At 60.6% G+C, this 22,807-nt stretch carries 24 protein-coding genes, 1 pseudogene and 1 riboswitch; of the genes and pseudogenes, 9 read left to right on the top strand and 16 right to left on the bottom strand.

Features of this window, described 5'->3' with window-relative positions; genetic code table 11:
- The 5 genes from cobW to A8B82_RS23655 all read right to left on the bottom strand — a co-directional run bounded on the left by cobW (position 1) and on the right by A8B82_RS23655 (position 2,960).
- A complete protein-coding gene (gene cobW / locus A8B82_RS16090; RefSeq protein WP_067294599.1) occupies positions 1-1,035 on the bottom strand; it encodes a cobalamin biosynthesis protein CobW in 1,035 nt (344 codons plus the stop codon).
- A complete protein-coding gene (locus A8B82_RS16085) occupies positions 1,032-1,406 on the bottom strand; it encodes a DUF1636 family protein (protein WP_067294597.1) in 375 nt (124 codons plus the stop codon). Before A8B82_RS16085 ends, cobW begins: the two co-directional genes overlap by 4 nt.
- Positions 1,403-1,900, bottom strand: coding sequence for a hypothetical protein (locus tag A8B82_RS16080; protein WP_067294594.1), 498 nt, complete (start codon positions 1,898-1,900; stop codon positions 1,403-1,405). Before A8B82_RS16080 ends, A8B82_RS16085 begins: the two co-directional genes overlap by 4 nt.
- 7 nt (positions 1,901-1,907) lie before the next feature.
- Complete coding sequence (locus tag A8B82_RS16075) at positions 1,908-2,600, bottom strand: CbtA family protein (RefSeq protein ID WP_067294591.1); 693 nt, start codon at positions 2,598-2,600, stop codon at positions 1,908-1,910.
- 192 nt (positions 2,601-2,792) lie between these two features.
- The gene (locus tag A8B82_RS23655) at positions 2,793-2,960 is read right to left on the bottom strand and encodes a CbtB domain-containing protein (RefSeq protein WP_082899340.1); all 168 of its coding nucleotides are present in this window, start codon (positions 2,958-2,960) and stop codon (positions 2,793-2,795) included.
- A gap of 35 nt (positions 2,961-2,995) precedes the next feature.
- Positions 2,996-3,212, bottom strand: a riboswitch (cobalamin riboswitch).
- Between the two features lie 241 nt (positions 3,213-3,453).
- Here A8B82_RS23655 and A8B82_RS16070 point away from each other — a divergent pair.
- Positions 3,454-4,359, top strand: a complete 906-nt coding sequence (locus tag A8B82_RS16070; protein WP_235604716.1) for a DMT family transporter — start codon at positions 3,454-3,456, stop codon at positions 4,357-4,359.
- 211 nt (positions 4,360-4,570) lie between these two features.
- Here the strand turns inward: A8B82_RS16070 and pncB are convergent, their stop codons facing one another.
- On the bottom strand, positions 4,571-5,863 hold the full coding sequence (pncB, locus tag A8B82_RS16065) for a nicotinate phosphoribosyltransferase (protein WP_067294589.1): 1,293 nt from the start codon (positions 5,861-5,863) through the stop codon (positions 4,571-4,573).
- Between the two features lie 78 nt (positions 5,864-5,941).
- Between pncB and A8B82_RS16060 the strand changes: the two genes are divergently transcribed.
- Positions 5,942-6,613, top strand: a complete 672-nt coding sequence (locus A8B82_RS16060) for an NYN domain-containing protein (RefSeq protein WP_067294586.1) — start codon at positions 5,942-5,944, stop codon at positions 6,611-6,613.
- Between the two features lie 92 nt (positions 6,614-6,705).
- The gene (locus tag A8B82_RS16055) at positions 6,706-7,353 is read left to right on the top strand and encodes a MarC family protein (protein ID WP_067294584.1); all 648 of its coding nucleotides are present in this window, start codon (positions 6,706-6,708) and stop codon (positions 7,351-7,353) included.
- A gap of 13 nt (positions 7,354-7,366) precedes the next feature.
- On the opposite strand, the gene pncA is transcribed toward A8B82_RS16055, so the two are convergent.
- Complete coding sequence (gene pncA / locus A8B82_RS16050; protein ID WP_067294582.1) at positions 7,367-7,960, bottom strand: bifunctional nicotinamidase/pyrazinamidase; 594 nt, start codon at positions 7,958-7,960, stop codon at positions 7,367-7,369.
- An 89-nt stretch (positions 7,961-8,049) separates the two neighbouring features.
- On the opposite strand from pncA, the gene trhO reads away from it, so the two are divergent.
- Both trhO and A8B82_RS24570 read left to right on the top strand, forming a co-directional pair.
- Entirely contained in the window at positions 8,050-8,940 is an 891-nt protein-coding gene (gene trhO / locus A8B82_RS16045; RefSeq protein WP_067294580.1) for an oxygen-dependent tRNA uridine(34) hydroxylase TrhO, read from the top strand.
- A gap of 106 nt (positions 8,941-9,046) precedes the next feature.
- Positions 9,047-9,154: pseudogene (locus A8B82_RS24570) on the top strand (chemotaxis protein MotB); the annotation flags it as partial.
- A 220-nt stretch (positions 9,155-9,374) separates the two neighbouring features.
- On the opposite strand, the gene A8B82_RS16040 reads toward A8B82_RS24570, so the two are convergent.
- Together A8B82_RS16040 and A8B82_RS16035 are read right to left on the bottom strand one after the other, a co-directional pair.
- Positions 9,375-9,734: a flagellar biosynthesis protein FlgN gene (locus A8B82_RS16040; protein WP_067294577.1), complete on the bottom strand. Its 360-nt coding sequence runs from the start codon at positions 9,732-9,734 to the stop codon at positions 9,375-9,377.
- Positions 9,724-10,002 carry a rod-binding protein gene (locus A8B82_RS16035; RefSeq protein WP_067294574.1) on the bottom strand — a complete coding sequence of 93 codons (279 nt, stop codon included), beginning with the start codon at positions 10,000-10,002 and terminating at the stop codon, positions 9,724-9,726. Before A8B82_RS16035 ends, A8B82_RS16040 begins: the two co-directional genes overlap by 11 nt.
- 29 nt (positions 10,003-10,031) lie before the next feature.
- Here A8B82_RS16035 and A8B82_RS23645 point away from each other — a divergent pair, with 29 nt between their 5' ends.
- Together A8B82_RS23645 and A8B82_RS16025 are read left to right on the top strand one after the other, a co-directional pair.
- Positions 10,032-12,338: a flagellar hook-length control protein FliK gene (locus tag A8B82_RS23645; protein WP_138069789.1), complete on the top strand. Its 2,307-nt coding sequence runs from the start codon at positions 10,032-10,034 to the stop codon at positions 12,336-12,338.
- A gap of 13 nt (positions 12,339-12,351) precedes the next feature.
- Positions 12,352-13,092: a flagellar hook capping FlgD N-terminal domain-containing protein gene (locus A8B82_RS16025; protein ID WP_067294569.1), complete on the top strand. Its 741-nt coding sequence runs from the start codon at positions 12,352-12,354 to the stop codon at positions 13,090-13,092.
- Here A8B82_RS16025 and A8B82_RS16020 read toward each other — a convergent pair.
- From A8B82_RS16020 to A8B82_RS16000, 5 genes are all read right to left on the bottom strand, one after another.
- Complete coding sequence (locus A8B82_RS16020; protein ID WP_067294566.1) at positions 13,073-14,401, bottom strand: NAD(P)/FAD-dependent oxidoreductase; 1,329 nt, start codon at positions 14,399-14,401, stop codon at positions 13,073-13,075. The two genes, A8B82_RS16025 and A8B82_RS16020, sit on opposite strands and share 20 nt — an antisense overlap.
- Complete coding sequence (locus tag A8B82_RS16015; protein ID WP_067294564.1) at positions 14,398-15,219, bottom strand: ABC transporter permease; 822 nt, start codon at positions 15,217-15,219, stop codon at positions 14,398-14,400. The genes A8B82_RS16020 and A8B82_RS16015 overlap by 4 nt, the downstream gene beginning before the upstream one ends.
- Entirely contained in the window at positions 15,216-16,091 is an 876-nt protein-coding gene (locus tag A8B82_RS16010; RefSeq protein WP_067294561.1) for an ABC transporter permease subunit, read from the bottom strand. The genes A8B82_RS16015 and A8B82_RS16010 overlap by 4 nt, the downstream gene beginning before the upstream one ends.
- Positions 16,092-16,093: 2 nt before the next feature.
- Entirely contained in the window at positions 16,094-17,221 is a 1,128-nt protein-coding gene (locus A8B82_RS16005) for an ABC transporter ATP-binding protein (RefSeq protein WP_067294558.1), read from the bottom strand.
- 72 nt (positions 17,222-17,293) lie between these two features.
- Positions 17,294-18,379, bottom strand: coding sequence for a polyamine ABC transporter substrate-binding protein (locus tag A8B82_RS16000; RefSeq protein WP_067294555.1), 1,086 nt, complete (start codon positions 18,377-18,379; stop codon positions 17,294-17,296).
- 144 nt (positions 18,380-18,523) lie between these two features.
- Here A8B82_RS16000 and A8B82_RS15995 point away from each other — a divergent pair, with 144 nt between their 5' ends.
- On the top strand, positions 18,524-19,213 hold the full coding sequence (locus A8B82_RS15995) for a GntR family transcriptional regulator (RefSeq protein ID WP_235604715.1): 690 nt from the start codon (positions 18,524-18,526) through the stop codon (positions 19,211-19,213).
- Positions 19,214-19,297: 84 nt separating this feature from the next.
- The gene (locus A8B82_RS15990; RefSeq protein ID WP_067294548.1) at positions 19,298-20,695 is read left to right on the top strand and encodes an aspartate aminotransferase family protein; all 1,398 of its coding nucleotides are present in this window, start codon (positions 19,298-19,300) and stop codon (positions 20,693-20,695) included.
- Positions 20,696-20,752: 57 nt separating this feature from the next.
- Here the strand turns inward: A8B82_RS15990 and A8B82_RS15985 are convergent, their stop codons facing one another.
- Both A8B82_RS15985 and A8B82_RS15980 read right to left on the bottom strand, forming a co-directional pair.
- Complete coding sequence (locus tag A8B82_RS15985; RefSeq protein WP_067294545.1) at positions 20,753-22,015, bottom strand: lytic murein transglycosylase; 1,263 nt, start codon at positions 22,013-22,015, stop codon at positions 20,753-20,755.
- Between the two features lie 72 nt (positions 22,016-22,087).
- Positions 22,088-22,798 carry a helix-turn-helix transcriptional regulator gene (locus A8B82_RS15980; protein ID WP_067294544.1) on the bottom strand — a complete coding sequence of 237 codons (711 nt, stop codon included), beginning with the start codon at positions 22,796-22,798 and terminating at the stop codon, positions 22,088-22,090.
- Positions 22,799-22,807: the final 9 nt, after the last annotated feature.

Genomic DNA, 22,807 nt, shown 5'->3' with positions numbered 1-22,807 from the left:
TCAGGCCCCCAGAACGCCCCGGATGGCGGCGGTGTCGATGTGGTCGTGTTCCGCGATCACCACCAGATGCCCCTGCCGCGCATCCGCGCCCCAGGGCCGGTCGAACTGGTGCCGCACCCGCGCGCCGACCGCCTGCACCAGCAGGCGCATCGGCTTGCCCGCCACCGCGACATAGCCCTTGACCCGCAGGATGTGCTGCTCTGTTGCCAGCTTTTCGATGGCCGCAACCAGCGCGTTCACATCCTCGACCTCGGGCATCGGCACCACGATGGTCTCGAAATCATCATGCTCGTGGTCGTCCGCCCCGTCATGATGCGACGGGCGCGCGGCCAGATCGTCCTCGGCGGCCGCGTTCAGGCCCAGCACCACCTTGGGGTCGATCACCCCTTCGGTCATCGGCAGGATGCGGATCGGACGGGGGCTTTCGGCCTCGATGATCTTGCGCGCCTTCGCAAGGCCTTCCTCACCGGCCAGATCGGCCTTGGACATCAGGATGATATCCGCGCAGGAGATCTGGTCTTCAAAGACCTCGGACAGCGGTGTCTCGTGATCCAGGCTGTCATCGGCCAAACGCTGCGCATCCACCGCCGCCTCGTCGGGGGCGAAACGCCCTGCCGCCACGGCTTCGGCATCGGCAAGGGCAATCACACCGTCTACCGTGATTTTCGACCGGATCGCGGGCCAATCGAAGGCCTTGAGCAGCGGCTTGGGCAGAGCCAGACCGGAGGTCTCGATCAGGATGTGATCGGGCCGCGTGGGCAGCGCCATCAGCGCCTCGATGGTGGGAATGAAATCATCCGCCACCGTGCAGCAGATGCAGCCGTTCGCCAGTTCCACGATGTTCTCCTCGGGGCAATCGGGGATCGCGCAGGATTTCAGGATATCGCCATCCACCCCGACGGTCCCGAACTCATTCACCAGCACGGCCAGCCGCCGCCCTCCGGCATTGGTCATCAGATGGCGGATCAGCGTCGTTTTGCCAGCCCCCAGAAACCCGGTGATCACGGTCACGGGGATTTTGCTCAGGTCATTCATTCGGCGGCCTCCAAAGGCAGGGTAAGGGGGGGAACTCGGGCAAGGCTTTGCTTGCGGAAAATCACGGGGCGCTCGCGCCAGGGCACCAGCCCGTCGGCACTTGCGGCATAGGCGGCGGCACCGGCCAGGATATCGGGGGCATCCGCCGGGGTCAGACGGCCATAGACATAGGTCCATTTGCCCGGCTCCGACAGCGCCACCGCAGACCCCTGCGAACAGGCCGACAGACAGGCCACCCCGACGATCTCGACCCCGTCGGGCGCGTCCGCCCCGACCAATGCGCTGTGCAGCAACGCACCAGGGCGGGTTGCATCCTCTTCCAGCACCTCGCCTGCGCGGCAGGTGGTGCAGACATAAAGCGTTGCAGTCATTCCACCTCCACCACGGCCCTGGCTGTTACCGGCGCGCCATCCACTTCCAGCGGGTGGTGATCGTTGCTGTTCAGGGTCACTTCGATCTCGACCTCGCCCTTGGGCAACCCGTCCAGATGCATCCAGGGGCCATAGATCCGGGCCAGCTTGACCCCGTTTGCATAGACATGGGCGTGGCCCTGCCCCGGCTGATGGGGCAGGCTGGCGTTCTGCGGCGAAAACGCGAAGTTCTCAACCATGACATGCAGGTTATAGCCCGCCATCGGGTCCGGGCTGACCATGATCTGCACATCGGGCGCGGCATCCGCCGACACGTCAATGGGCGTGTCGTGCATCATCGCATGATCCGTCCCGCCGTGATCCATACCGCCATGTTGGGCCGCATCCCCGTGATCATGCCCGTCAAAGGTGATCCCGTTGCCCGCCGCAAAGGCAAAGCCGAGGCCGCCGCCGAAGATCAGGCCAATGACGAAAAGCGCAAGCGTTCTGCTCATCACAGCCTCACACCGCCTGCGCGGCGTGCTCCCCTTCGCGTTGCCAGAAATAGCCCGCAAAGGACCCCAGCAGCACCCAGGCAACCAGCCCGACGCCCAGCGCACGGGCCGCGAAAAGCGCGCCGATCTCGGTCGGGACGGGGCCGGTAAAGCTCTCGGGCTCCGGTGCGCCGATCAGATGCGGTGCAGCCAGCAAAAGCGCCGCCGCGCCCCAGGCCGCCCAGTTGTGGCCAAATGCCAGCAACCAGAGCGCCACACAGGCCGCGATCACGGTCGCGAACCACCAGACCTGCCGCAGGGCCACATCGGCGGCAGCAACACCGGGCACTTCCGGCGCAAGGGTGAATCCGGGGGCCAGATGAAAGGCCACAAAACCGGCCACACCCCACAGGATGCCCCAGCGCCCGTCAATCCGCGCACCGCGATCTTCGCCAAAGCTCATGGCGGCAACCATGATCAGCGCATAGCCGGTATAGGTCAGCATGGTGAAAATCACGCTCAAACCGTCGCGCATCAGGTCGAATCCGGGCAGGACGGGATGGGCGCTGACGGCCTCTGCGCCGAAATGCACCAGTTCCCCGCTTTCATAAAGCTCCGCATGCAGCAGAACAGGTTGCACAAATACCAATTGCAGCAGGCCGATGATCACCCCCGCCAATGCCCCGGCAAAAAGGGCAGAAACCAAAAACCGTGACGTCATGACAAAATCCTCTTGTTTTCATGGCAACGCGGCGGTGCCGATACCCTATCAACACAAACACGCCGCCGAAAATCGGCAGCGCCTCAAGCTGATAAAGGTCTCGGACCGGAATGCGCTGCGCTGTTCACCAAAGAAACCGGGTCGCCGCTTGCTTTGACGCGGCTCAGACCTGATCCCGAGGGCCCGTACAGGTCAGTGGCAGGGGAAACCTGTCGCATGGCGCACATCATGCGCGGCATCATGCAGCGCGGCGGCCTGAACGTGCCCGGTCAGCGTGATCAGGGCAATGCCCAGCACGGCGGCAAATATCGCGGGAACAAAGCGGCTGGCGGTCAGCGACTTGGCAGTCATTGTAGTCATTGTCATCTCCTTGCCGTCACACCCGACGACCTGTTTCAAGTTTCTCATGCCTGGCAGGTCTCCTGGCTCACGGGTCGATGTCTTTGCCCGCCTTCCCCGACCGGTTGGTCGAGTGGCATGTTGGGCGCAGACTCTCCGCTTACAGTCGCGGGGGCGGCTTCCGCTTCAGGCCATGCGGCCCTTACGGAATTCCCTGTTCGGTTCCACGCCCCAAGGGGCGCTTGCGGGAACACCAAGCAGGCCTAATGTTGCACTTCGCCCAGGCCAAGGCAAGACTCATTCACGACAACTCGTGCGCCATATGCGCATGCCTGCCACAGAGTCGCGCGCAGATCGGAAATATCGGTATCAGGCTTTCAATCAAACGGTCGGCGCTTCGGGTGTTGGCCCACCGCCGCCCGATCCTGGACAGTCAAATTCCCTCTGGTCCTGCTCTGCCGCCCGGCCCATAACAGACAGACACCCCTCCCCGCCCGACAGGAGCCTTCCCCGCGTGAGCAGAACCACCCTCGCGATTCTCTACTCGCTGTTTGCGCTTCTGCTGTTCGATGGCATGGGGCTGATCATCAAATATCTCTCTGGCACCTACGGGGCCGCCGAACTTTCGGCTTACCGCAACCTGGTGGGGCTGATACCTGCCCTTCTAGTCCTGTGGACCTCCCGCGACTGGCACGCCAAGGGGCGCAGCCTGCGCATGCGGCAATGGAAACTGGCCCTGCTCCGCGGGCTGATCCTGACCTTTGCGCAGTATTTCTTTTACCTGTCGCTGGGCATCCTCACCTTTGCCACCGCCTCCACCATTTCCTATTCCAACGCGGTCTTTGTCACCGCCCTTGCCGTGCCCCTGCTGGGCGAAAAGGTCGGGCTGGTCCGTTGGGCTGCGGTGCTGGTCGGCTTTGCCGGGGTGGTGATGATTGTGGGGCCGGGCCGCGACAGCTTTTCTCTGGCCGCACTTTTGCCGCTGGGCGCGGCGCTGTGCTATGCGCTGACCGCCGTCACCGCCCGCATGATGGACGACGGCCCGCCAACAGCCCTGATCAACCTCTACTCCACCGGCGTTGCGACCCTGGGCGCGCTGGCGCTGACGCTGGCCACGGGCGGCTTCACGCCCATGCACGACAGCACGGATCTGCTGTGGATTGTGGCAATGGGCGGGCTGGGCGGATTCGCGGTGCTGGTGCTGGTCACGGCCTACCGCATGACCGAACAGAGCAACCTTGCTCCGTTCAGCTATTTCGGCATCCCGCTGGCCTTTGTCCTGGGCTGGCTGTTCTACGGCGAAGCGCCGTGGGCAGAGCTGTTCCCCGGCGCGCTGCTGCTGGCAGGTGGCGGACTGCTGATTATCTGGCGGGAACGGCAGATGAATGCGGCACGTCGGGACGTGACCACGCCAAAGTAAATGGGGATGATCCCCCGCAAAATTTTCATGGGCTGTTAACACATCCCGCCGCACGCCCCGTTAACCGGCCTCCGGCCCGTAAAACGGTGCACAGGTTGTGTACGGGCCGTGTACGGGAATCATACCGGCGAAACCCTTGGAAAAGAGCCATTAACCAATGATTCGCCGATTTCCGCCACCAGCAAGGCGCAGGTGTTGCGCGCACGAGGTCCTAGACAACAACCTCCTGGCGGTCCTGGGCCCCAACCCCGAAGACCCGCTTGTAACGCTCGATCTCGTCGGCAGGACCCATCGCCTTGTTCGGATTGTCCGACAGCTTCACCGTGGGCCTGCCGTTCGCCGCGACCGCCTTGCATACCAGTGAGAACGGGGCCAGGGCATCATCCTCGACCAAGCCCCTGAAATCATTGGTCAACAACGTGCCCCAGCCGAAGGAGACATTGACCTTTCCGGCGAATTTACCATGCAGTTCCCGTATCTTGTCCACATCCAGACCGTCGCTGAAGATCACCCTCTTCTGGGTCGGATCCTCGCCCCGCGATTTCCACCAGTCGATGGCAATCTGCGCGGCCTTGACCGGATCGCCGCTGTCCACGCGGATGCCGGTCCAACCGGCAAGCCAGTCCGGCGCATTGTCGAGAAAACCCTTGCTGCCATAGGTGTCCGGCAGGATGATCCGAAGGTTACCCTCATGTTCGTCATGCCAGTCTGACAGCACCTCGTAGGGGGCCTGCGCCAGCGCCGTGTCATCCTCGGCCAATGCGGCGTAAACCATTGGCAATTCATGCGCATTTGTCCCGATCGCCTCCAGTTCCCGGCTCATCGCGATCTTGCAGTTCGAGGTCCCGGTAAAGGCTTTTCCCAGCCCTTCCTGCATGGCCTGAACGCACCAGTCCTGCCACAGGTAGCTGTGCCGCCTGCGGGTGCCAAAGTCGGCCACGGACAGGTCCGGGATCTCGCGCAGGTCGGCGATCTTTTCCCAGACGCGGGTCATCGCGCGGGCATAAAGCACCTGCAGCTCAAATCGGCCCATCGTGTCCAGCACCGCGCGGCCCCGCAGTTCCATCAGCACCGCCAGCGCGGGAATTTCCCACAGCATGACCTCATGCCATTTGCCTTCGAAAGTCAGCTCATATTGGTCGCCACGCCGCTCAAGGTGGTAGGGCGGCAGGCGCAGCCCCTCGAACCACTCCATGAAATCGGGCCGGAACATCTGGCGCTTGCCGTAAAAGGTATTGCCGCGCAGCCAGGTGCTTTCCCCGCGGCTGAGGCTGAGAGACCGGATGTGGTCCAACTGCTCGCGCAGCTCACCCTCGTCGATCAGCTTGGCCAGAGGCACATGATCTGAGCGGTTGATCAGGGAAAAGGTGACCTGCGTGTCCGGCTTGTTGCGGAAAATGGACTGACACATCAACAGCTTGTAAAAATCCATGTCGATCAGGGAGCGAACGATCGGGTCGATCTTCCACTTGTGATTCCAGACGCGGGTTGCGATATCGACCATCAGTTATTCCTCAGAATTACCGCACCCTTGTGGCAAAGACTGCACAACGGGGGCAAGGACAAAGGTAAGGTTTGAACCATGGATGTGCTTGCAAACCTCACACCGTTGCAGATCCTGACCCCCGTTGTTCTGGCGCTGGCCGCTTTTGGCTATGTCCGCTTGCTGGCCGCAGCGCTTTGGCTGACGTTGCTGGGCACAGCCGCGCTGGCGGGGCTATTGTCGCTCTCCTATCCATTTGTTGCGTCAAATGCCCTTGGCTGGGGCGGTGCCGCCCTGCTGGTGTTGGGTGCCATTGTCCTGTCGCGGTTGGGCCGCGCGCCCGCGCCGGTTGCGCCGCCCAGGGAACAAATCGCCGCCAAGGACCGGCAGGATATCGCCATAGACGGCACCAATGTCCTGTATTGGGATGGCGAGGACGCGGAACTGGCCAGCCTGCGGCTGGTCGTCTACGCCTTGGTGAAACGGAAATTTGCGCCGGTGGTCTTTCTGGATGCCTCATCGCGCCACCACCTGAAGGACAAGAGCCTGACGGAAAAGGATTTTGCCAAGGCACTTGGCCTGCCGCAGAACCGGGTGATGGTCTGTCCCGCAGGGACAGAAGCTGACGCATTCCTGCTGCAATACGCCAAGGAGAACAACATGCCGGTGGTGTCCAACGACCAGTTCAGGGATCGGGCTCAGATTGCAGGAAAGTTGCGCCTTGTCCGGGGCATTTTTGCCAACGGCAAGCCGATCTTCGAAGGCCTTTAGCCAAAACGGCCCGCTTTGGCGTTTCACCTGCCGGTCAATCCCGGTAAAGCAGGTTAGCGCCCAATATTTCAGCCCCGAAAGACAGCCGCCCGATGGACTGGCAGAACCTGATCCGTGAATTCATTACTTTGGTGGTGGTCATCGACCCCATCGGAAGCATTCCGATATTCCTGTACGCGACGGCCCATGTGCCAAAGCAATTGCACCGCAGTTTCGCATTGCGGGCGGTGCTTGTCGCGGGGGCCGTTCTGCTGGCCTTTCTCATTGGCGGCCAATTCCTGCTGGAATCACTGGGGCTGCGGCTGGGGTCATTCCAGGTCGCGGGCGGGATCATCCTGTTCCTGTTCGCCCTGACCATGATCTTTGGCGACAGCAAACCGGAAAAGGAAGTCGCCAGCGCCGAACGTGACCATCTGGCTGGTGCGGTCTTTCCCCTGGCGATGCCTTCAATCGCCTCGCCCGGTGCCATGCTGGCGATTGTCATCCTTACCGACAACCACACCAATCCGGTGGTCGATCAGGTGGTCACCGGCGGGCTGCTTGTGTTGGTGTTGCTGCTGACGCTGGTGCTTTTGCTGCTGGCGTCCAGGATCGGCCGCCTGATCGGCACCACAGGGTCAAGCGTGATCAGCCGGGTCATGGGCATTGTCCTGGCCACTGTGGCGGTCGATTCGACACTGGGTGGATTGGAAGCGCTGGGCCTGCTTGATCTGGCTCAGACAGAAAGCCCGTTGAACTAGGGCGCCTGCCGTATCAGGCCAACATGACGCCGCTGGCAGCCATGCCTGCACGGGCCGCATCCAGTGATCCGTCCAGATCAATCGCGCGGCACAGGTCCTGCCGCACTGTCACTGCAAAACCCAGCTTTGCCGCGTCAACAGCCGAAAAGTTGACGCAGAAATCCAGCGCCAGCCCCACCATGGTCAGCCTGTCGATACCGCGTGTGCGCAGATAGCCTTCCAATCCCGTGGGAGTGCTGTGGTCATTCTCGAAAAATGCGGAATAGCTGTCGATTGCCGCGTCATAGCCCTTGCGGATGATCAGGTCTGCGCGGTCCTGTGCAAGCCCTTCGTGAAACTGCGCGCCCAGGCTGCCCTGAATGCAGTGGTCGGGCCAAAGGACCTGCGGGCCATAGGGCATTTCCATCATGTCGTAGGGCGCGCGCCCTTCATGCGCGCTGGCAAAGGACGAATGCCCCGCAGGGTGCCAATCCTGGGTCAGAACAACCGCATCGAAATCTGCCATCAGATCGGTAATGCCCGACACGATCAGATCCCCTTCGGGCACCTCTAGCGCGCCGCCTGGGCAAAAATCCTTTTGTACGTCGATCACGATCAGGGCCTGCATCGGGGTCACTCCCTTTCTGGTTGGATACCGGGGCTTTTACCTCAGCACCCCCTTGCACAACAGCCCCCCAAGGGCCTATTTCCGCCTCCATGCATACGATCGCCGCCCTTTACCACTTTACCCGGTTCGAAGAGCCCGCAGCGCTGAAGCCCGCGCTGCTGGAGTTATGTGTCGCGCAGGGGGTCAAGGGCACGCTGCTGCTGGCACCTGAGGGCGTGAATGGCACCATTGCGGGACCGCGCGCGGGCATCGACGCGGTGATCACCCATCTGCGCGCGCTGCCGGGTTGCGACGGGCTGGAGTGGAAGGAGGCGCAATCCGAAACGCCGCCCTTCCCCCGGATGAAAGTGCGCATCAAGCGCGAGATTGTGACCATGGGTCAGCCGGATGTGGACCCACAGGCGCGGGTCGGACATTACGTCGAACCTAAGGACTGGAACGACCTGATCCGCGATCCGGAGGTGGCGGTGATCGACACTAGGAACGACTACGAGGTCGCCATCGGCACATTCGATGGGGCAATTGACCCCGAGACCGCCAGCTTTGGCGAATTTCCCGCCTGGTGGGAGGCCAACAAGGAACGGTTCCACAACAAGAAGATCGCGATGTTCTGTACCGGTGGCATCCGATGCGAGAAATCGACCAACTATCTGCTGGGACAAGGGGTTGAAGAGGTCTTTCACCTCAAGGGTGGCATCCTGAAATACCTTGAAGACGTGCCTGCGCAGGACAGTACCTGGCAGGGCGACTGCTTTGTCTTCGATGCGCGGGTCAGCGTGGGTCACGGGCTGCGCAAGGGACCGCATCTGCTGTGCCATGGCTGTCGGCAACCGATCCTGCCTCAGGACCGCACCCGGCCCGAATACGAAGAAGGCGTAAGCTGTCATCATTGTTTTGACCAAACCACAGAGGCCGACAAGGCACGGTTCCGCGAGCGGCAGAAACAGCTTCGCCTGGCGGCACGGCGGCGCCTGCCCTAATCTGCCGATCCATTGCGGCCCCTAATTTCCCGACAAATTGACCTGTTAAGCGGGCAGTAAACCTCATCCCCTATTCATGGTCTCGGGTGAAAAAGAGGTGGTGGAGATGAGTGCGCAGGCAAATGCGCGGCCAATCATCATCAAACGTAAGAAGGTCGTCGGCGGCGGCGGGCACCATGGTGGGGCCTGGAAAGTCGCTATAAGCTATTTCCTTCAGTCAAAGACGCTTTGCGTCCGTGGAGTGTCACCCCCCATGGGGATAGGTTGGCGGCGTTCTGACCTGTGCACGCGTTCTTTGGCAAACGATGCGCCACCCGATTTCGGGTGCTTGGCCTACATGCCCTCTCGGGGCTTAATGTTTGCTGAATGCCAGCCACGGGACTATCGCGATTTTTAGCTGATTTTGCCGAAGTTGGGATTGATCGACTTGACCCTCACGCCCGCCGTTCCAAGGTGGTTTTGTCCGGCATGTCGATGGTTCGCTTCTTTCCATCGGCGTTATAGGTCTCCAGGCTGCTTCTGACCTGTCGAAGCTGTGCCATCCGTTCTGCAACCGCGCGGATTCCGTCCAGCGCCCCACCTAGCAGCAATTGGTTTCGCTTTACCTTGTTGTCGAGTGCCCGAAGCACCTTCAGATCTCCTCCAGGCATCATATTGATCGCGCCGATCAACGTCTCTTTCGGCTCAAGCATCTCTGCCAACCGCTCCAGATCTCCCTCCAGCAGGGCCTCGCGTTCCGATTCCAGCAGGTCATTGAGGGCATCGATCTGATGTTTCATGATCTCATCGGTCATCTTCTTTCTCCTTGAGTGCTTCATAGAGAGATTCGCTCAATCCGATGCCACCGGCCCGGACCATTGCCGCGGCCTGCTCCTGCACCAAGAAAGAGGAAAAATGATCCTCCCCCGCGCCACCGCCGAACTGATCCCGAGATTGTCCAAGCCCTGCGGATTTCAGCATTTCTGCAAGAAATGTCGCTTCAAGCTGCTCGGCCGCCTGTCGGAGCCGCAGGTCCGCAGCACTGGCCGCAGGGATACGGCCCGGTGGTTGAGTAATTTGCATCGACCTGATCCCTAAATTGCGCTCTATTTTTGCCAGGATGCGCCGGAACCGGTAAACAACCGGTAAGGATATTGCCGCATACAGCCCTTATCGGAGAAGAACTCCCGGAGGCGCTGTTGAACATTTCCCTGACTCAAACCACTGCCCAGTCGGCAAGCGAGGCCCGAAAACCGGGAACGTTGGTACTGCCCGCCGCTGCGCCTAATGGCACCGCGATTGGCGCCGGCATGGCTGATTTTGGTCTCGCCTATGACAATTCGGCGGAACCTTTCACTGAAAAGGCCCAGACACCGGAGTCCGAACCGGAGCCGGGAAAGATGCGCACAGGGCAAAAGCCCGCAAAGAATGTCCGGGTCGCGGAACCAAAGGACATCGACACCGCTTCCGTAGACCACCCGCGCGACAACCGGGAGGAGAGCTGCGATCGACAGAGAGCTGAAGCCGCATCACGCCCGGCAGCTACCGACCCAAAAACGCCGACGTCGCAAGCGGATCACCAACTGGCAGTGACGGATGGTCAATTGGCAACTGATCGGGCGAGAAGTGATGAGACTTCCGAAATTCACACCCCGGCCCGCCCCGAACCGAAGCCGCAATTGCAAACGATATTTACGCTGCAACAAGACCGTCCTGTCCTGCCGGAGCGAAGGAGAGAAAGCCACCTCAGCCCCGCGCATGAAAGCCTGGCGCTTCCTGCCAAAGTGACCGCGCAGGATCACGAAACTATCCGGCAACCTGTGATGGGCACAAATCTGCCGCACCCCTCACCTCAAACCACTGATGGGGGCTTGGTTTTCACCCAAACAGCTTTGCCTCTCGCAAAGCGGGCAGACAGACCAGGGCCTGCTTCAAGCGGCCCGTCGCCTGAGCCTGAAAACCATAATTTTCAAAATCGCCCGACGCCGACAGAACCGCCGACATCCGCCGCCGCCAAGCCGCGCGAGACGTTTCTGGAACGCGCCGTAACCGGCCAAATGGGTCGGCAAGGCCCTGAAACACGCAGATCATCGGTGCTGTGGCCCAAGTCTGACTTGATCCCCTTGTCTGGGCAGCAATCCATCGCCGGAAATCGCCCGGCAGTCGCCGCCGATCAGCAATTGGATCAGCCGGTCATCCCGATGGGCCGCAATGGCGCGCCAACCTGGGCTCCCGACACAGCGGGCCACCTGAAAATCCACGGGGAGGTGCCTCCGACGGCTGGCGGAAAGGGGCCGCAACCGGGGCCATCTACAGGTGACGTGACCTCGCGGTTGGTCCAGCCACGGGAAACGCCGATGGTGATGCCGCGACAACCCGAACAGGCCTTCAACGCTGCGACACAGCCAGGTCGAGGGAAAATTGTCACAGACCCTGTGACGGCGATCAGCAAGGCCATGGATCGGTCTTTCAACAATGAGAGCCGCCAATCAGAGCGTCCCGCGCCCGTCGCAAACCCTGCCACTGTCGTGAATTTTCCACAAGGATCATCCGACACCGCCAAAATGCCCGGCGCGGGGCGCAGTGAGATGGCATTCGATCACAAGGGCGGGACGGGTCAATCCCAATTGATACCGCAGGCAGCAGATCGTCCCGCCCTCAATCCACGACCTGCGGCACCTGTTTCAGGCTCAGCGCCTGACGCTGCTGCGGTGGCCCGCGATCACGGGTTGCTCCTGTCCGTTTCTCACCACGAGGGTCGCCGCGCATCGGCGGCTAGCCACCCACCAGAACGTGCCGTCTCAAGTCGCGATGCCACCCTTCCGCAAACGCCCAACGCCGAAAGTCCCCCAAGGGCCGCTTTGGCAGCGCCCGCGTCCACAACCGGTCCAGAGGCCGCAAAGACCGACACAGCCCAATCTGTAGTGGAACCAAACCGCCCGCAGGCTGCTGATGGCCACGGGGGACCGCGCGTGGATGTTATGCACACGTCAACGGCACATCAAACCACCCCGCCGCATCGCGCTGATTTACCGGTGCAGGTCGCGCGGCAACTGGCTGAGGCATTCCAGAATACCGGGCAGCGCCCGGTTGATATTGCGCTCAATCCCGAGGAGCTGGGCCGCGTACGCCTGGCCCTTTCCGCAACCGAGTCCGGCATGGTGATACATGTCACGGCCGAACGCCCGGATACGATTGAACTGATGCGTCGGCATATCGCAGAGCTGACGCAGGAATTCAGACAAATCGGCTATTCGAATGTCAGCCTCAGCTTTGCGGGTGGGGACACCGGACAAGGGGACCGGACGACGGAGTCACCGTCAAGACCACCTGAATCGGGGGCCGATGCGGGCCCGGAAAACCCGGTGGAAATCAGCCTCTCTTCCGCGCCCGAAACCGGCATCGACATCAGGCTATGACTGGAGAAGACCAATGATCTCACCCACATCAACTGCTGCAAACCTTACCTCCGGCACCGGCACTGCCGCCTCGGCCGGGTCCAACGCCGTCATATCCTCTGATTTTGAGACGTTTTTGAAAATGCTGACCGCACAAGCCAGGTTCCAGGACCCTCTGGAACCGATTGATTCCTCTGAATATGCCGCCCAGCTGGCGCAATTCTCGATGGTGGAACAGCAGGTGCTGTCCAATGACCTTTTGACCGCGCTGACAACACATCTTGGTTCTGGCGGAATGGCACAAATGGCAGGTTGGATCGGCATGGAAGCGCTCAGCACTGCGCCCACCTACTTCGACGGCAGCCCGGTCACGATCAATCCAAATCCTGCCGCCATCTCTGACGAGGTGTTTCTGGTTGTCTATGATGAGACCGGAACCGAGGTGCAGCGCACATCGATCCCGGTTTCGGCGGAGCCTGTCGAATGGGCCGGTGTCGCAGAGGATGGCACGCCATTCGCCCAGGGCCTTTACAGTTTTGAAATCGAAAGCCGGGCAGATGGTGAAGTGGTCCTGACCGATCCGGTCGCAACATATGGCCGCATCACGGAGGCGCGTGTGCAAGACGGCCAAACCGTTCTGATCCTGGAAGGGGGCGCTGCCGTTCTGGCCAGCGCCGTCAGCGGTCTACGCGAACCGGCCGGCAACAGCCCTGCCACCGGCTCAAGCGCAGGCGGGTCATCAGCCGGCACCAGCGCTATAGGTCGGAGAGGCTGAAACCAAGGTAGGCAAAGGGCATGATGGCGCGGCGCAGCCTGCCCAGTTCGAACCTGGCCAGTGGGCGCTGCATGGCTTCCGGATCTGGGTGTTGCGGCACCTTGTCCTGAACCACGTCCGCCAGCACCGCTCCTGAATAGCTTGCCATCGCGACCCCATTTCCGTGGTAGCAAAGGCTTGCAAACATGCCCGGCTGGTTGGGGACCTGCCCCACAAAGGGCATCCTGTCACGCGCAATACAGACCATGCCCGACCAATTAAAAGGTGTTTCCACCTCGCGCCATGCCGGAAACATGCGGTCGAAATCCGCCCGCGCCCGTTCCAGCGCCCGCTTCTCCGATCCGGCGTTGGCCAGCAGGCCACCGCGCACACCAAACAGCATTCGATTGTCCGGCATCAGGCGGAAATAATGCAGCAGATGGCGGGTATCATAAGAGGCCTGCCTGCTGGTCCAGCCCTGCGCGTCCAGCTCATCTTGCGTGAGGCGGCGGGTGACGATCACGCTGGACTGGGTCGGCATATAGCGGGCCGCCAGCCAATCCGGCAAATCTTCGGAAGAATAGCCGTTTGTGCCGATGATCACACGATCAGCAATCACCCGGCCCGCCGGTGTCTGCAGTTCGAAACCGGACCCCTGCCGCGTGATCGCGGTGACCGGTGTATCATGATGGATTTGGGCCCCCGCCGCTTCGGCAGCGGCAGCCAGCCCGGTGATGTATTTACGCGGGTTCAGGCCAAAACCGATGGGCACGGTGATGGCCCCGTGAAACCCCGCATTCATGCCTTCGGTCACCAGATCCTCTGGCCGGGTCAGGCGCGCCTCCACGCCATAACTCTCTGCATAATATTCAAGGTCATCGCGCATCGCGTCAAAGTCCTTGGGTCGATGCGCCAACTGCGTTTCACCATCGGAATGGCGATCCACATCTATCGCATGCCGGTCCAACAGGCCTTCGACCAGGCGGATCGCCGCCATTTCCGTTTCGCGCCAGGCCATGCGACCATCCCGGCCAAAGCGTTTGTCCAGCGCCGCATTGTCCAACATGCCACCGCCCAGACAGCAAAATCCGCCGTTCCGGCCCGAGGCCCCCCAACCGACATACCGGCCTTCCAAGACCGTGGCTTTGACACCGGCTTCGGCCAGATGCAGGGCCGCCGAAATGCCGGTGAAGCCGCCGCCGACAATCGCAACCTCGCAGCGGTGTTCGCCGGACAGCGCCGGACGATCAGGGATGTCGCAGGTCTGATCCCACCAACATCCCTGCCTCGGGGCATCGGAATAGGCGAAGTCGCCGTATATGCGTTTCATGCCTGGGCGCGTTCCGCTGCACGGGTGTCGGCCTCGGCCCGAATGGCATTGCGTTTTGTGACAAGCGACGCCGTAATCACACCGATCGCGACGATTGCAATCATGATCGTGGACAACGCGTTGATCTCGGGCGAGACGCCAAGCCGCACAGCCGAGAAAATCTTGATCGGCAGAGTGGTGGCGGAAGGCCCGGAGGTGAACGACGCAATTACCAGATCGTCAAGCGACAGGGTGAAGGCCAGCAACCATCCCGAAATCACGGCAGGTGCGATGATCGGCAGGGTGACCAGACGAAAGGCGTCCCAGCCGGAGCAGCCCAGATCAAGCGCCGCCTCCTCCAGCGACCGGTCGAAAGTGACAAGCCGCGAGGACACGACGACAGAGACATAGCACATCGAAAAGGTTGTATGCGCCAGCACGATGGTCAGAACCCCGCGATCCAGCCCGATGCCGATGAACAACAGCAACAGCGAGAGGCCGGTGATCACCTCTGGCATGACCAACGGTGCATAAATCATCCCGGAAAACAGGGTGCGGCCCAGAAATCGCCCACCCCGTACCAGGACATAGGCGGCCATCGTCCCCAGGACAGTGGCCAATGTCGAGGACATGACGGCAACCTTGATCGTCACCCATGCTGCATCCAGAAACGCCTCGTTCTGGATCAACTCGCCATACCAGCGGGTCGAAAAACCCGCCCAGACCGTGACCAGTTTGGAGGCGTTGAAACTGTAAATCACGAGGATGATCATCGGCAGGTACAGGAACGCGAACCCCAGGGTCAGCGAGGTGACATTGAACCACGACATCCGTTTCATTGCTCTGCCTCCGCCTGTTTCTGCTGGTTGCGCTGGAACAGCACGATGGGGATGACAAGGATCAACAGCAGGACAACCGCCACGGCGGAAGCAACCGGCCAATCGCGGTTGTTAAAGAACTCTTCCCACAGGATCTTGCCGATCATCAGCGTGCCGGACCCACCCAACAGCGACGGGATCACGAATTCACCCAGCGCCGGGATAAACACCAGAAACGATCCCGCAATGATCCCGTTTTTCGACAGCGGGATCGTCACCAGCCAGAACGCCTGCATCCGAGAGCACCCCAGATCCTCTGCCGCTTCATTTAGGGATTCATCCAACCGGTCGAGCGCGGCATAGATCGGCAGGATCATGAACGGCAGGTACGTATAAACAATACCGATATAGACAGCGATATTTGTGTTCAGGATCACCAGCGGCTCATTGATCAATCCAAGCCAGAGCAGGAACTGGTTGAGCAGGCCTTCGTTGCTCAGAATGCCCATCCAAGCGTAGACCCGGATCAGGAAAGAAGTCCAGAATGGCAGGATGACCAACATCATAAGGGTCGCCCGCCATTCATCGGGTGCCTTGGCCATGCCATAGGCAATGGGATAACCCACCAGCAATGTCACAAAGGTCGAAACCAGCGCGATGCGCAGGGAACTCAGGTAAGCTCTCCAGTACAGGTCATCCTCGGTCAAAAAGACGAAATTCTCGAAATCGAAGGCGGCGAACATGTCGCCGATCCCGTCCCGCATGGTGGGGGTATAGGGCGGAATCGCCAGCGCGAGATCCGACAGCGAAATCTTGAAAACGATGATGAACGGAACGAGGAAGAGCGCCAGCAGCCATGCATAGGGAACAGCGATCAGGGCAAAGCGGCGCATGTTCAATGCTCCAACAGAACGCCGGCGGTGGCGCTCCATGATATCCATACCGGGTCTTCCCAGGTGATGTCGCGACGCGCGATGCGGCGGGTGTTGGCCGTTTGCGCCTTGATCACCTGACCACCGGGCAGTTGCACGTGATAGGTGCTGAGGTTGCCCAGATAGGCGATGTCCAGCACCTTGCCCTGCAGGGCGTTGGCCGCATCATCGGGCTTTTCCGTCGAAATGCGGATCTTTTCCGGCCGGATGGCCAGATGCGCCTTCTGGCCCGTGCTGAATGTGGTCTTGGTCTCTGCGGTGATCGGCGGCTGACCGTCGATCCAGTTCAAGGCATAGGTATTCTCTCCCGTCGGGGTCGCTGTCGCGTCGATAATGTTCACATCACCGATGAAATCCGCCACATAGACCGAATTGGGGTATTCGTAGATGTTTGCAGGCGTCGAGACCTGAATGATCCGCCCCTCGTCCATGACCGCGACGCGGGAGGCAACGGTCATCGCCTCTTCCTGGTCGTGGGTCACGATCACAAAGGTGGTGCCGGTACTTTCCTGAATGTCCATCAGTTCGAACTGGGTATCCTGACGCAGTTTCTTGTCCAGCGCGCCCAGCGGTTCATCCAGCAACAGCAGCTTCGGCGCCTTGGCAAGGGACCGTGCCAGGGCAACGCGCTGCCGCTGGCCGCCGGAAATCTGATGCGGTTTGCGGCGGCCGAACTTTTCCAGCCGGGTCAGTTTCAGCATCTCGTCGACCCGCGCGTCGATCTCGGACTTGCTCTTGCGGTCGCGGCGCAGGCCAAAGGCGATATTGTCCCAGACCGACAGATGAGGGAACAGCGCATAAGACTGGAACATCATGTTCACCGCGCGCTTGTTAGGCGGCACATGGCCGATGTCCTTGCCGGACAATTCGATGCGACCTTCGCTGATGGATTCGAACCCCGCCAGCATCCGCATCATTGTCGTCTTGCCACATCCGGAAGGACCGAGAAGGGCAAAGAACTCCTTTTCAAAGATATCCAGCGTCAGATCGTCAATCGCAACGAACTCGCCAAATCGCTTGGTCACATTCTGAAACCGAATTAGCGGCTTTTCATTGGGATCATCCCATGGGGCGAATACAGTTTGGGTCAATTCAAATCATCCTTGGGGTGCCGCAGACCATGAAAAAAGGGCGAGGCCATCAGGCCTCGCCGCAGGATCGGGTCAGGTGCCTGACTTGATCTTGGTCCACATGCGGGTCACTGTCCGCTGCACCTTCGGCCCATATGGCGATGTGGTATAGAGTTTTTCCAGCGTCGCCTCATTGGGATAAATCGCCGGATCACCGATCACGTCTTCTTCCAGGAATTCCTGGGACGCCTTGTTGCCATTGGCATAATAGACGTAGTTCGATGCCGCCGCCATGTTCTGTGCATCCATGATGAAGTTGATGAACTGATGCGCGGCGTCCGGGTTTGGCGCGTCTACCGGGATGGCCATGTTGTCGAACCACATCAGCGCCCCTTCGGAAGGTGCGTTGTATTCGATTTCGACGCCATTGTCGGCCTCTGCGGCACGGTCGCGCGCCTGCAGGATGTCACCGGACCACCCGAAAGCGACACAGATGTCACCGTTGGCCAACGCATTGATGTATTCCGAGCTGTGGAATTTTTGCACATGGGGTGCAACTGCCGACAGCACAGGCTCGGCCTTTTCAATTGTCTCGACGTCCTGCGCATCCGGGTCTTCGCCCAGATAGGCCAGCGCCGCCGGGATCATCTCTGCCGGTGCATCCAGGAAATGCACACCACAGGCGGCCAGCTTTTCCATGTTCGCGGGATCGAAGATCAACGCAAGGGACCCCATGGGCGCATCTTCGCCCAGCACTTCCTTGACCTTGTTCACGTTCACGCCGATGCCGGTGGTGCCCCACATGTAGTTGACCGCATATTCGTTCGCGGGATCGTATTTCTTCAGCCGGTCTTCGATCACATCCCAAAGGTTGCCACTGTTTGGCAGTTTGGCCATGTCCAGCTTCTGGAACGCCCCCGCCGTGATCTGCCGTTGCAGGAAAGTACCTGACGGCACAACCACATCGTAACCTGACCCACCGGCCAGCATCTTTGTCTCCAGCACTTCGTTGCTGTCGAACACATCGTAAATCAGGTCGATACCTGTCTCGGTTTCAAATTTTTCCAACAGGCTCTCGTCAATGTAGTCGGACCAGTTATAGACCCTGACTTCATCGGCAATGGCACTTGTTGCCATGACGGCGGCAGCGGCAACGCTGCCCATGATAGAATTCTTCATTTGGCTCTCCCATCTGATACCAGGTTGATCCCGGCTTCTGTTGAATTTGATCAAGTTTTGCCTCCGCGGGCAATATAAGATATGCTTTCATGCACTGCATTATGGTGCAAGGTGCTGGTGTTGGACAAAAAAAAGGCGCTGAGAATGAAAACTGAGATGTTCGTGCACGGAAATCCGTTTCGTGCCGACGATCCTGCAAAAATACCTGCGCATCAGCAGGTTTACGAGCAATTGCGCGTGATGATTTTGTTTGGCGATCTTGTTCCGGGGCAGGCCGTGACAATCCAGGGTTTGATTGAAACACTTGGTGCCGGCATGACGCCGGTGCGCGAGGCGCTGCGCCGCCTGATCGCGGAAGGGGCGCTAATTCACCAGGGAAATCGTCGCGTTACGGTCCCCGGTCTGACGGCGGATTGCCTTGATCAACTGCATTTCATGCGCCGAACGCTGGAGCCGGAACTGACCCGCCGGGCAGCGCAGCGCATGACCCCGGAGTGTCTGGATCGGCTGAGAGCCTGCGATTCGGATTTGAATACCGCGATAGACGTGGGCGATGTCGGCGGTTACCTCACCCATAACTACCGGTTTCATTCGCAGGTCTATGCCGCAGCGGCGGCCCCGATCATGACAGCCACCGTCGACCGGCTCTGGCTGCGATTCGGCCCCTCCCTTCGTGTCGTCTGCGGGCGATTCGGGACTTCCAGCTTGCCAGACAAGCATTCGGACCTGATCGCGGCGCTGGCGGGTGGCAATACCGATGCAGCTGCAAAAGCCATGGCAGAAGACGTCGATCAGGGCATGCATCAGATCAGGGTCGTGCTTGCCGAAACCTGAACATACCCGTGATTCGATTGACACCGCAGAATTTGATCATATTCTGCGACCCATTCCGAAACGCCTGTCCGAAAGGGTCATGCCATGTCAACCATCACCAACCATCTGCCAACCGCCGAACTCCAGGCGTTGGACGCAGCGCATCACATGCACCCCTTCACAACCAATGACGAACTGGCGGCAAAGGGTGCCCGGATCATTACGCGGGCCAGCGGCGTCTACCTGACGGACAGTGACGGCAATGAAATTCTGGATGCCATGGCCGGTCTGTGGTGCGTGAACCTGGGGTACGGTCGGCCGGAAATGGGCCAGGTCGCCGCGCGGCAGATGAATGAACTGCCGTTTTACAACACGTTCTTCCAGACCTCGCATGTGCCTGCCATTGCCCTGGCGAAAAAACTCGCCGACCTTGCGCCCGGCAACCTGAACCACGTGTTCTTTGCCAGCTCCGGATCGGAAGCAAACGACACGAACCTCCGGATGGTGCGGACTTACTGGGCGCAAAAGGGCCAGCCGGAAAAAAGCCATATCATCAGCCGCAAGAATGCCTACCACGGCTCTTCTGTCGGGTCCGGCAGCCTGGGTGGCATGACCTATATCCACGAACAGGGCGGCTTGCCGATTCCCGGCATTCACCACATCGGACAGCCCGACTGGTGGGCAGAAGGCGGCGACCAGACGCCAGAGGAATTCGGCCTTGCCCGCGCGCAGGAGCTTGAAGAAAAGATTCTAGAACTCGGGGCAGAGAAGGTCGCGGCTTTCATCGGTGAACCGATCCAGGGCGCTGGCGGCGTGATTATCCCCCCCAGCACCTATTGGCCTGAGATCGAACGCATCTGCCGAAAATACGACGTGCTGCTGATCGCGGACGAGGTGATCTGCGGTTTCGGCAGGACCGGGAACTGGTTCGGCTCGCAAACCGTCGGGATCAACCCCGACATCATGACCATCGCCAAGGGGCTCAGCTCTGGCTACGCGCCCATCGGCGGGTCCATCGTGTCGGATGAAATCGCGGCCGTGATCGACGCATGCGAATTCAACCACGGCTATACGTATTCGGGGCACCCGGTCTGCGCCGCTGTCGCGCTGGAAAACCTGCGCATCATGGAAGAGGAAGATCTGCTTGGCCATATCCGCAACACCGCGATGCCGGCCTTGCACGCGGCGCTTGAAAAACTGGGCGAGCATCCTCTGGTCGGCACAGTGAACGTGTCAGGCATGATGGCATCCCTGCCCCTGACACCGCACAAGGAAAGCCGCGCCAAATTCGCAAGCGATGGCGGCACCGTGGGCTACATGTGCCGCGAGCACTGCTTTGCCAACAATCTTGTCATGCGCCATGTGGGCGACCGGATGATCATTTCGCCGCCGCTGGTCATCACACCGGAAGAGATCGACGTCTTTGCATCCCGCGCCAAGCTGGCGCTGGACGCGACCTACAAGGATCTCAAGGACAAGGACATGCTGAAGAAAGCATCCTGACCCCTTCGGGATGGCGGGTGGGGTGTCGCCCTCCCGGGCGCAGGCAGCCCGCCATCCTTACAATGCCCGCAAGCGGTCCAGAACGCTCAGCGACGGATAGCCATCGGGCGCAATGCCCTGATCCACCTGAAAACGGCGGATGGCATCCACTGTCAGCGGCCCCATCTTGGCATCGATCTTTTCCGTGTCATAGCCCGCGCTGGTCAGCCTTTTCTGTAGCTCGACCCTTTCGTCAAAGGTCAGAACCCGCAGGTGCCTGGGCCAGCCGTGCTCAAACGCCGGTCCCCCCCTGATCCGGTCAGCAAGGTGACCGACCGCAACCACATAGGCATCCGCGGTATTGTAATTTTCCAACGCCGCAAAGTTGCCAAAGATCAGGAAAGCCGCACCTTCCGCCCCGCCGGGCAGCAGGACAGAGGCCAGACCATAATCCTTTACTGCCGTCCCACTGGGCCGGGTGACACCCAGCGTTGCCCATTCGCTTGGCATCTTGCGCAGGGATCGGCGCGCCAATGCATAATCGAAACCCTCGGGTATCTTGACCTCGACCCCCCAGGGCTGGCCCCGGTTCCATCCGTGATGCTTGAGGTAAGCCGCCGTCGAGGCCAGCGCATCCACCGGGTCATCGCCCCAGATGTCACGTTTGCCATCCTCATCATGATCGACCGCATGGTCCTGAAACGAGGTCGGCATGAACTGCGTATGGCCCATCGCACCGGCCCACGACCCGCTGAGCCTGGATTTCGTGGTATCGCCGCTTTGCAAAATCTTGAGGGCGGCCAGCAACTGATCTTCAAAAAACGCGGCCCGCCGGGCATCATAGGCAAGCGTGGCCATGGAATTCAGCACAGAATCACCGCCCCGGAACGTGCCATAGGCACTTTCCAATCCCCAGATAGCGACGACAATCTCCTTGTCCACATCATAGGTTTCTTCGATCTGGCTCAGCGTGCTGTTCCACTTCGCCAGGGCCGCCCTGCCGTTGGAGACGCGCAGATCAGACACCGCTGTGTCCAGATAATCCCATATCGTCTTGGTGAATTCGGCCTGGTTGCGGTCGCGGCGCACGACTTCTGCATCATAAGTCACATCCCTGAGCGCCCGGTCATAGACCGCCCCATCAATGCCCTGTTCGAGCGCGCGCGGCCGAAAATCCGCGACCCACGCCCGCAACCCTGCGGTGGAACCGCCCTCCGGCGCCGCCTGAACCACGGCAGCACGCTCCGGCGGGCGGACGGAAGCATCGGGGGCCTGTGCCCCGCTGGCCGTGCCGAAAACCATCAATAGGCAGAAAAGGAAAAGTCGCCTGTGCATTTGCATGTCTCTTTGAAAAGGACTTTGGGCAAACCTACCCGTCTTTGGCCCCGCGAAAAAGGGCTTGTGACTGGTTGTTCAGTCCTGGCCTTCAGGCCGTGTGCGGTTTGCTTCCCTTAGGCGCGCTGTATAGTCGCGCAGCATCGGAACACGGCGGGGCCGAAAGCTCTTGCCGGTGCGGGCAAGGTCATCCATGCGGTCAAGCCGGAATGCCCGAAAATCCAGCCGCAGGTGGCACCAGGCCAGCAACATACTGGTCTGCTGCATGTAGACGATGCCCAAAGGATCGACCTGACGGACAGAAGCGGCCCCTTTGGCATCCACGTAGGAAAAGGCGACGGCCTCCTCGTCCCATGTCGCAGCGCGCAACACAGCCACGTCGATACGCGGTGGCGCGGGCGGATCGGACCGGCGCGCATCCAGAATCGCATGTTGCAACCGATGCGCCTGTCGCGGGGGGACGCGGGCGGTCAGTTTGGCCAGCGCGGTTCTGGCAGCACCAGCAAGGGCCGGGTCGCCAATCACGGTGACATTCCGCAGACCCAGCACAAGGGCCTCCAGTTCGTCATCTTCGAATCCCAGCGGGGGCATGGCGGCATCTCCGATCAGGGTATAGCCAAACCCCGCCTCGCCGTCGATCACCGCGCCCAGCCCCCGAAGCGCATCTATGTCGCGATAGACCGTCCGAAGCGAGATATTCATTTCATCCGCAAGCTGCTGCGCCCGGACCGGCGCGGGCAGCCGATGCAGCGTTGTCATCATCTGGAAAAGGCGATGTGTTCGGGTCATTGGCGCAGC

It is taken from the genome of Sulfitobacter sp. EhC04 (assembly GCF_001650875.1).
Classification (GTDB): Bacteria; Pseudomonadota; Alphaproteobacteria; order Rhodobacterales; family Rhodobacteraceae; genus Sulfitobacter.
The sequence above is the reverse complement of the archived record's forward strand: the minus strand, read 5'-3'. Positions and strand labels throughout refer to the sequence as shown.

Bases quoted from the DNA above. Each gene is read 5' to 3' on its own strand.
- cobW (WP_067294599.1), bottom strand. From the start codon at position 1,035: ATGAATGACCTGAGCAAAATCCCCGTGACCGTGATCACCGGGTTTCTG.
- A8B82_RS16085 (WP_067294597.1), bottom strand. From the start codon at position 1,406: ATGACTGCAACGCTTTATGTCTGCACCACCTGCCGCGCAGGCGAGGTG.
- A8B82_RS16080 (WP_067294594.1), bottom strand. From the start codon at position 1,900: ATGAGCAGAACGCTTGCGCTTTTCGTCATTGGCCTGATCTTCGGCGGC.
- A8B82_RS16075 (WP_067294591.1), bottom strand. From the start codon at position 2,600: ATGACGTCACGGTTTTTGGTTTCTGCCCTTTTTGCCGGGGCATTGGCG.
- A8B82_RS23655 (WP_082899340.1), bottom strand. From the start codon at position 2,960: ATGACTACAATGACTGCCAAGTCGCTGACCGCCAGCCGCTTTGTTCCC.
- pncB (WP_067294589.1), bottom strand. From the start codon at position 5,863: ATGGTCGATATCGCAACCCGCGTCTGGAATCACAAGTGGAAGATCGAC.
- A8B82_RS16060 (WP_067294586.1), top strand. From the start codon at position 5,942: ATGGATGTGCTTGCAAACCTCACACCGTTGCAGATCCTGACCCCCGTT.
- A8B82_RS16055 (WP_067294584.1), top strand. From the start codon at position 6,706: ATGGACTGGCAGAACCTGATCCGTGAATTCATTACTTTGGTGGTGGTC.
- pncA (WP_067294582.1), bottom strand. From the start codon at position 7,960: ATGCAGGCCCTGATCGTGATCGACGTACAAAAGGATTTTTGCCCAGGC.
- trhO (WP_067294580.1), top strand. From the start codon at position 8,050: ATGCATACGATCGCCGCCCTTTACCACTTTACCCGGTTCGAAGAGCCC.
- A8B82_RS16040 (WP_067294577.1), bottom strand. From the start codon at position 9,734: ATGACCGATGAGATCATGAAACATCAGATCGATGCCCTCAATGACCTG.
- A8B82_RS16035 (WP_067294574.1), bottom strand. From the start codon at position 10,002: ATGCAAATTACTCAACCACCGGGCCGTATCCCTGCGGCCAGTGCTGCG.
- A8B82_RS16025 (WP_067294569.1), top strand. From the start codon at position 12,352: ATGATCTCACCCACATCAACTGCTGCAAACCTTACCTCCGGCACCGGC.
- A8B82_RS16020 (WP_067294566.1), bottom strand. From the start codon at position 14,401: ATGAAACGCATATACGGCGACTTCGCCTATTCCGATGCCCCGAGGCAG.
- A8B82_RS16015 (WP_067294564.1), bottom strand. From the start codon at position 15,219: ATGAAACGGATGTCGTGGTTCAATGTCACCTCGCTGACCCTGGGGTTC.
- A8B82_RS16010 (WP_067294561.1), bottom strand. From the start codon at position 16,091: ATGCGCCGCTTTGCCCTGATCGCTGTTCCCTATGCATGGCTGCTGGCG.
- A8B82_RS16000 (WP_067294555.1), bottom strand. From the start codon at position 18,379: ATGAAGAATTCTATCATGGGCAGCGTTGCCGCTGCCGCCGTCATGGCA.
- A8B82_RS15995 (WP_235604715.1), top strand. From the start codon at position 18,524: ATGAAAACTGAGATGTTCGTGCACGGAAATCCGTTTCGTGCCGACGAT.
- A8B82_RS15990 (WP_067294548.1), top strand. From the start codon at position 19,298: ATGTCAACCATCACCAACCATCTGCCAACCGCCGAACTCCAGGCGTTG.
- A8B82_RS15985 (WP_067294545.1), bottom strand. From the start codon at position 22,015: ATGCAAATGCACAGGCGACTTTTCCTTTTCTGCCTATTGATGGTTTTC.
- A8B82_RS15980 (WP_067294544.1), bottom strand. From the start codon at position 22,798: ATGACCCGAACACATCGCCTTTTCCAGATGATGACAACGCTGCATCGG.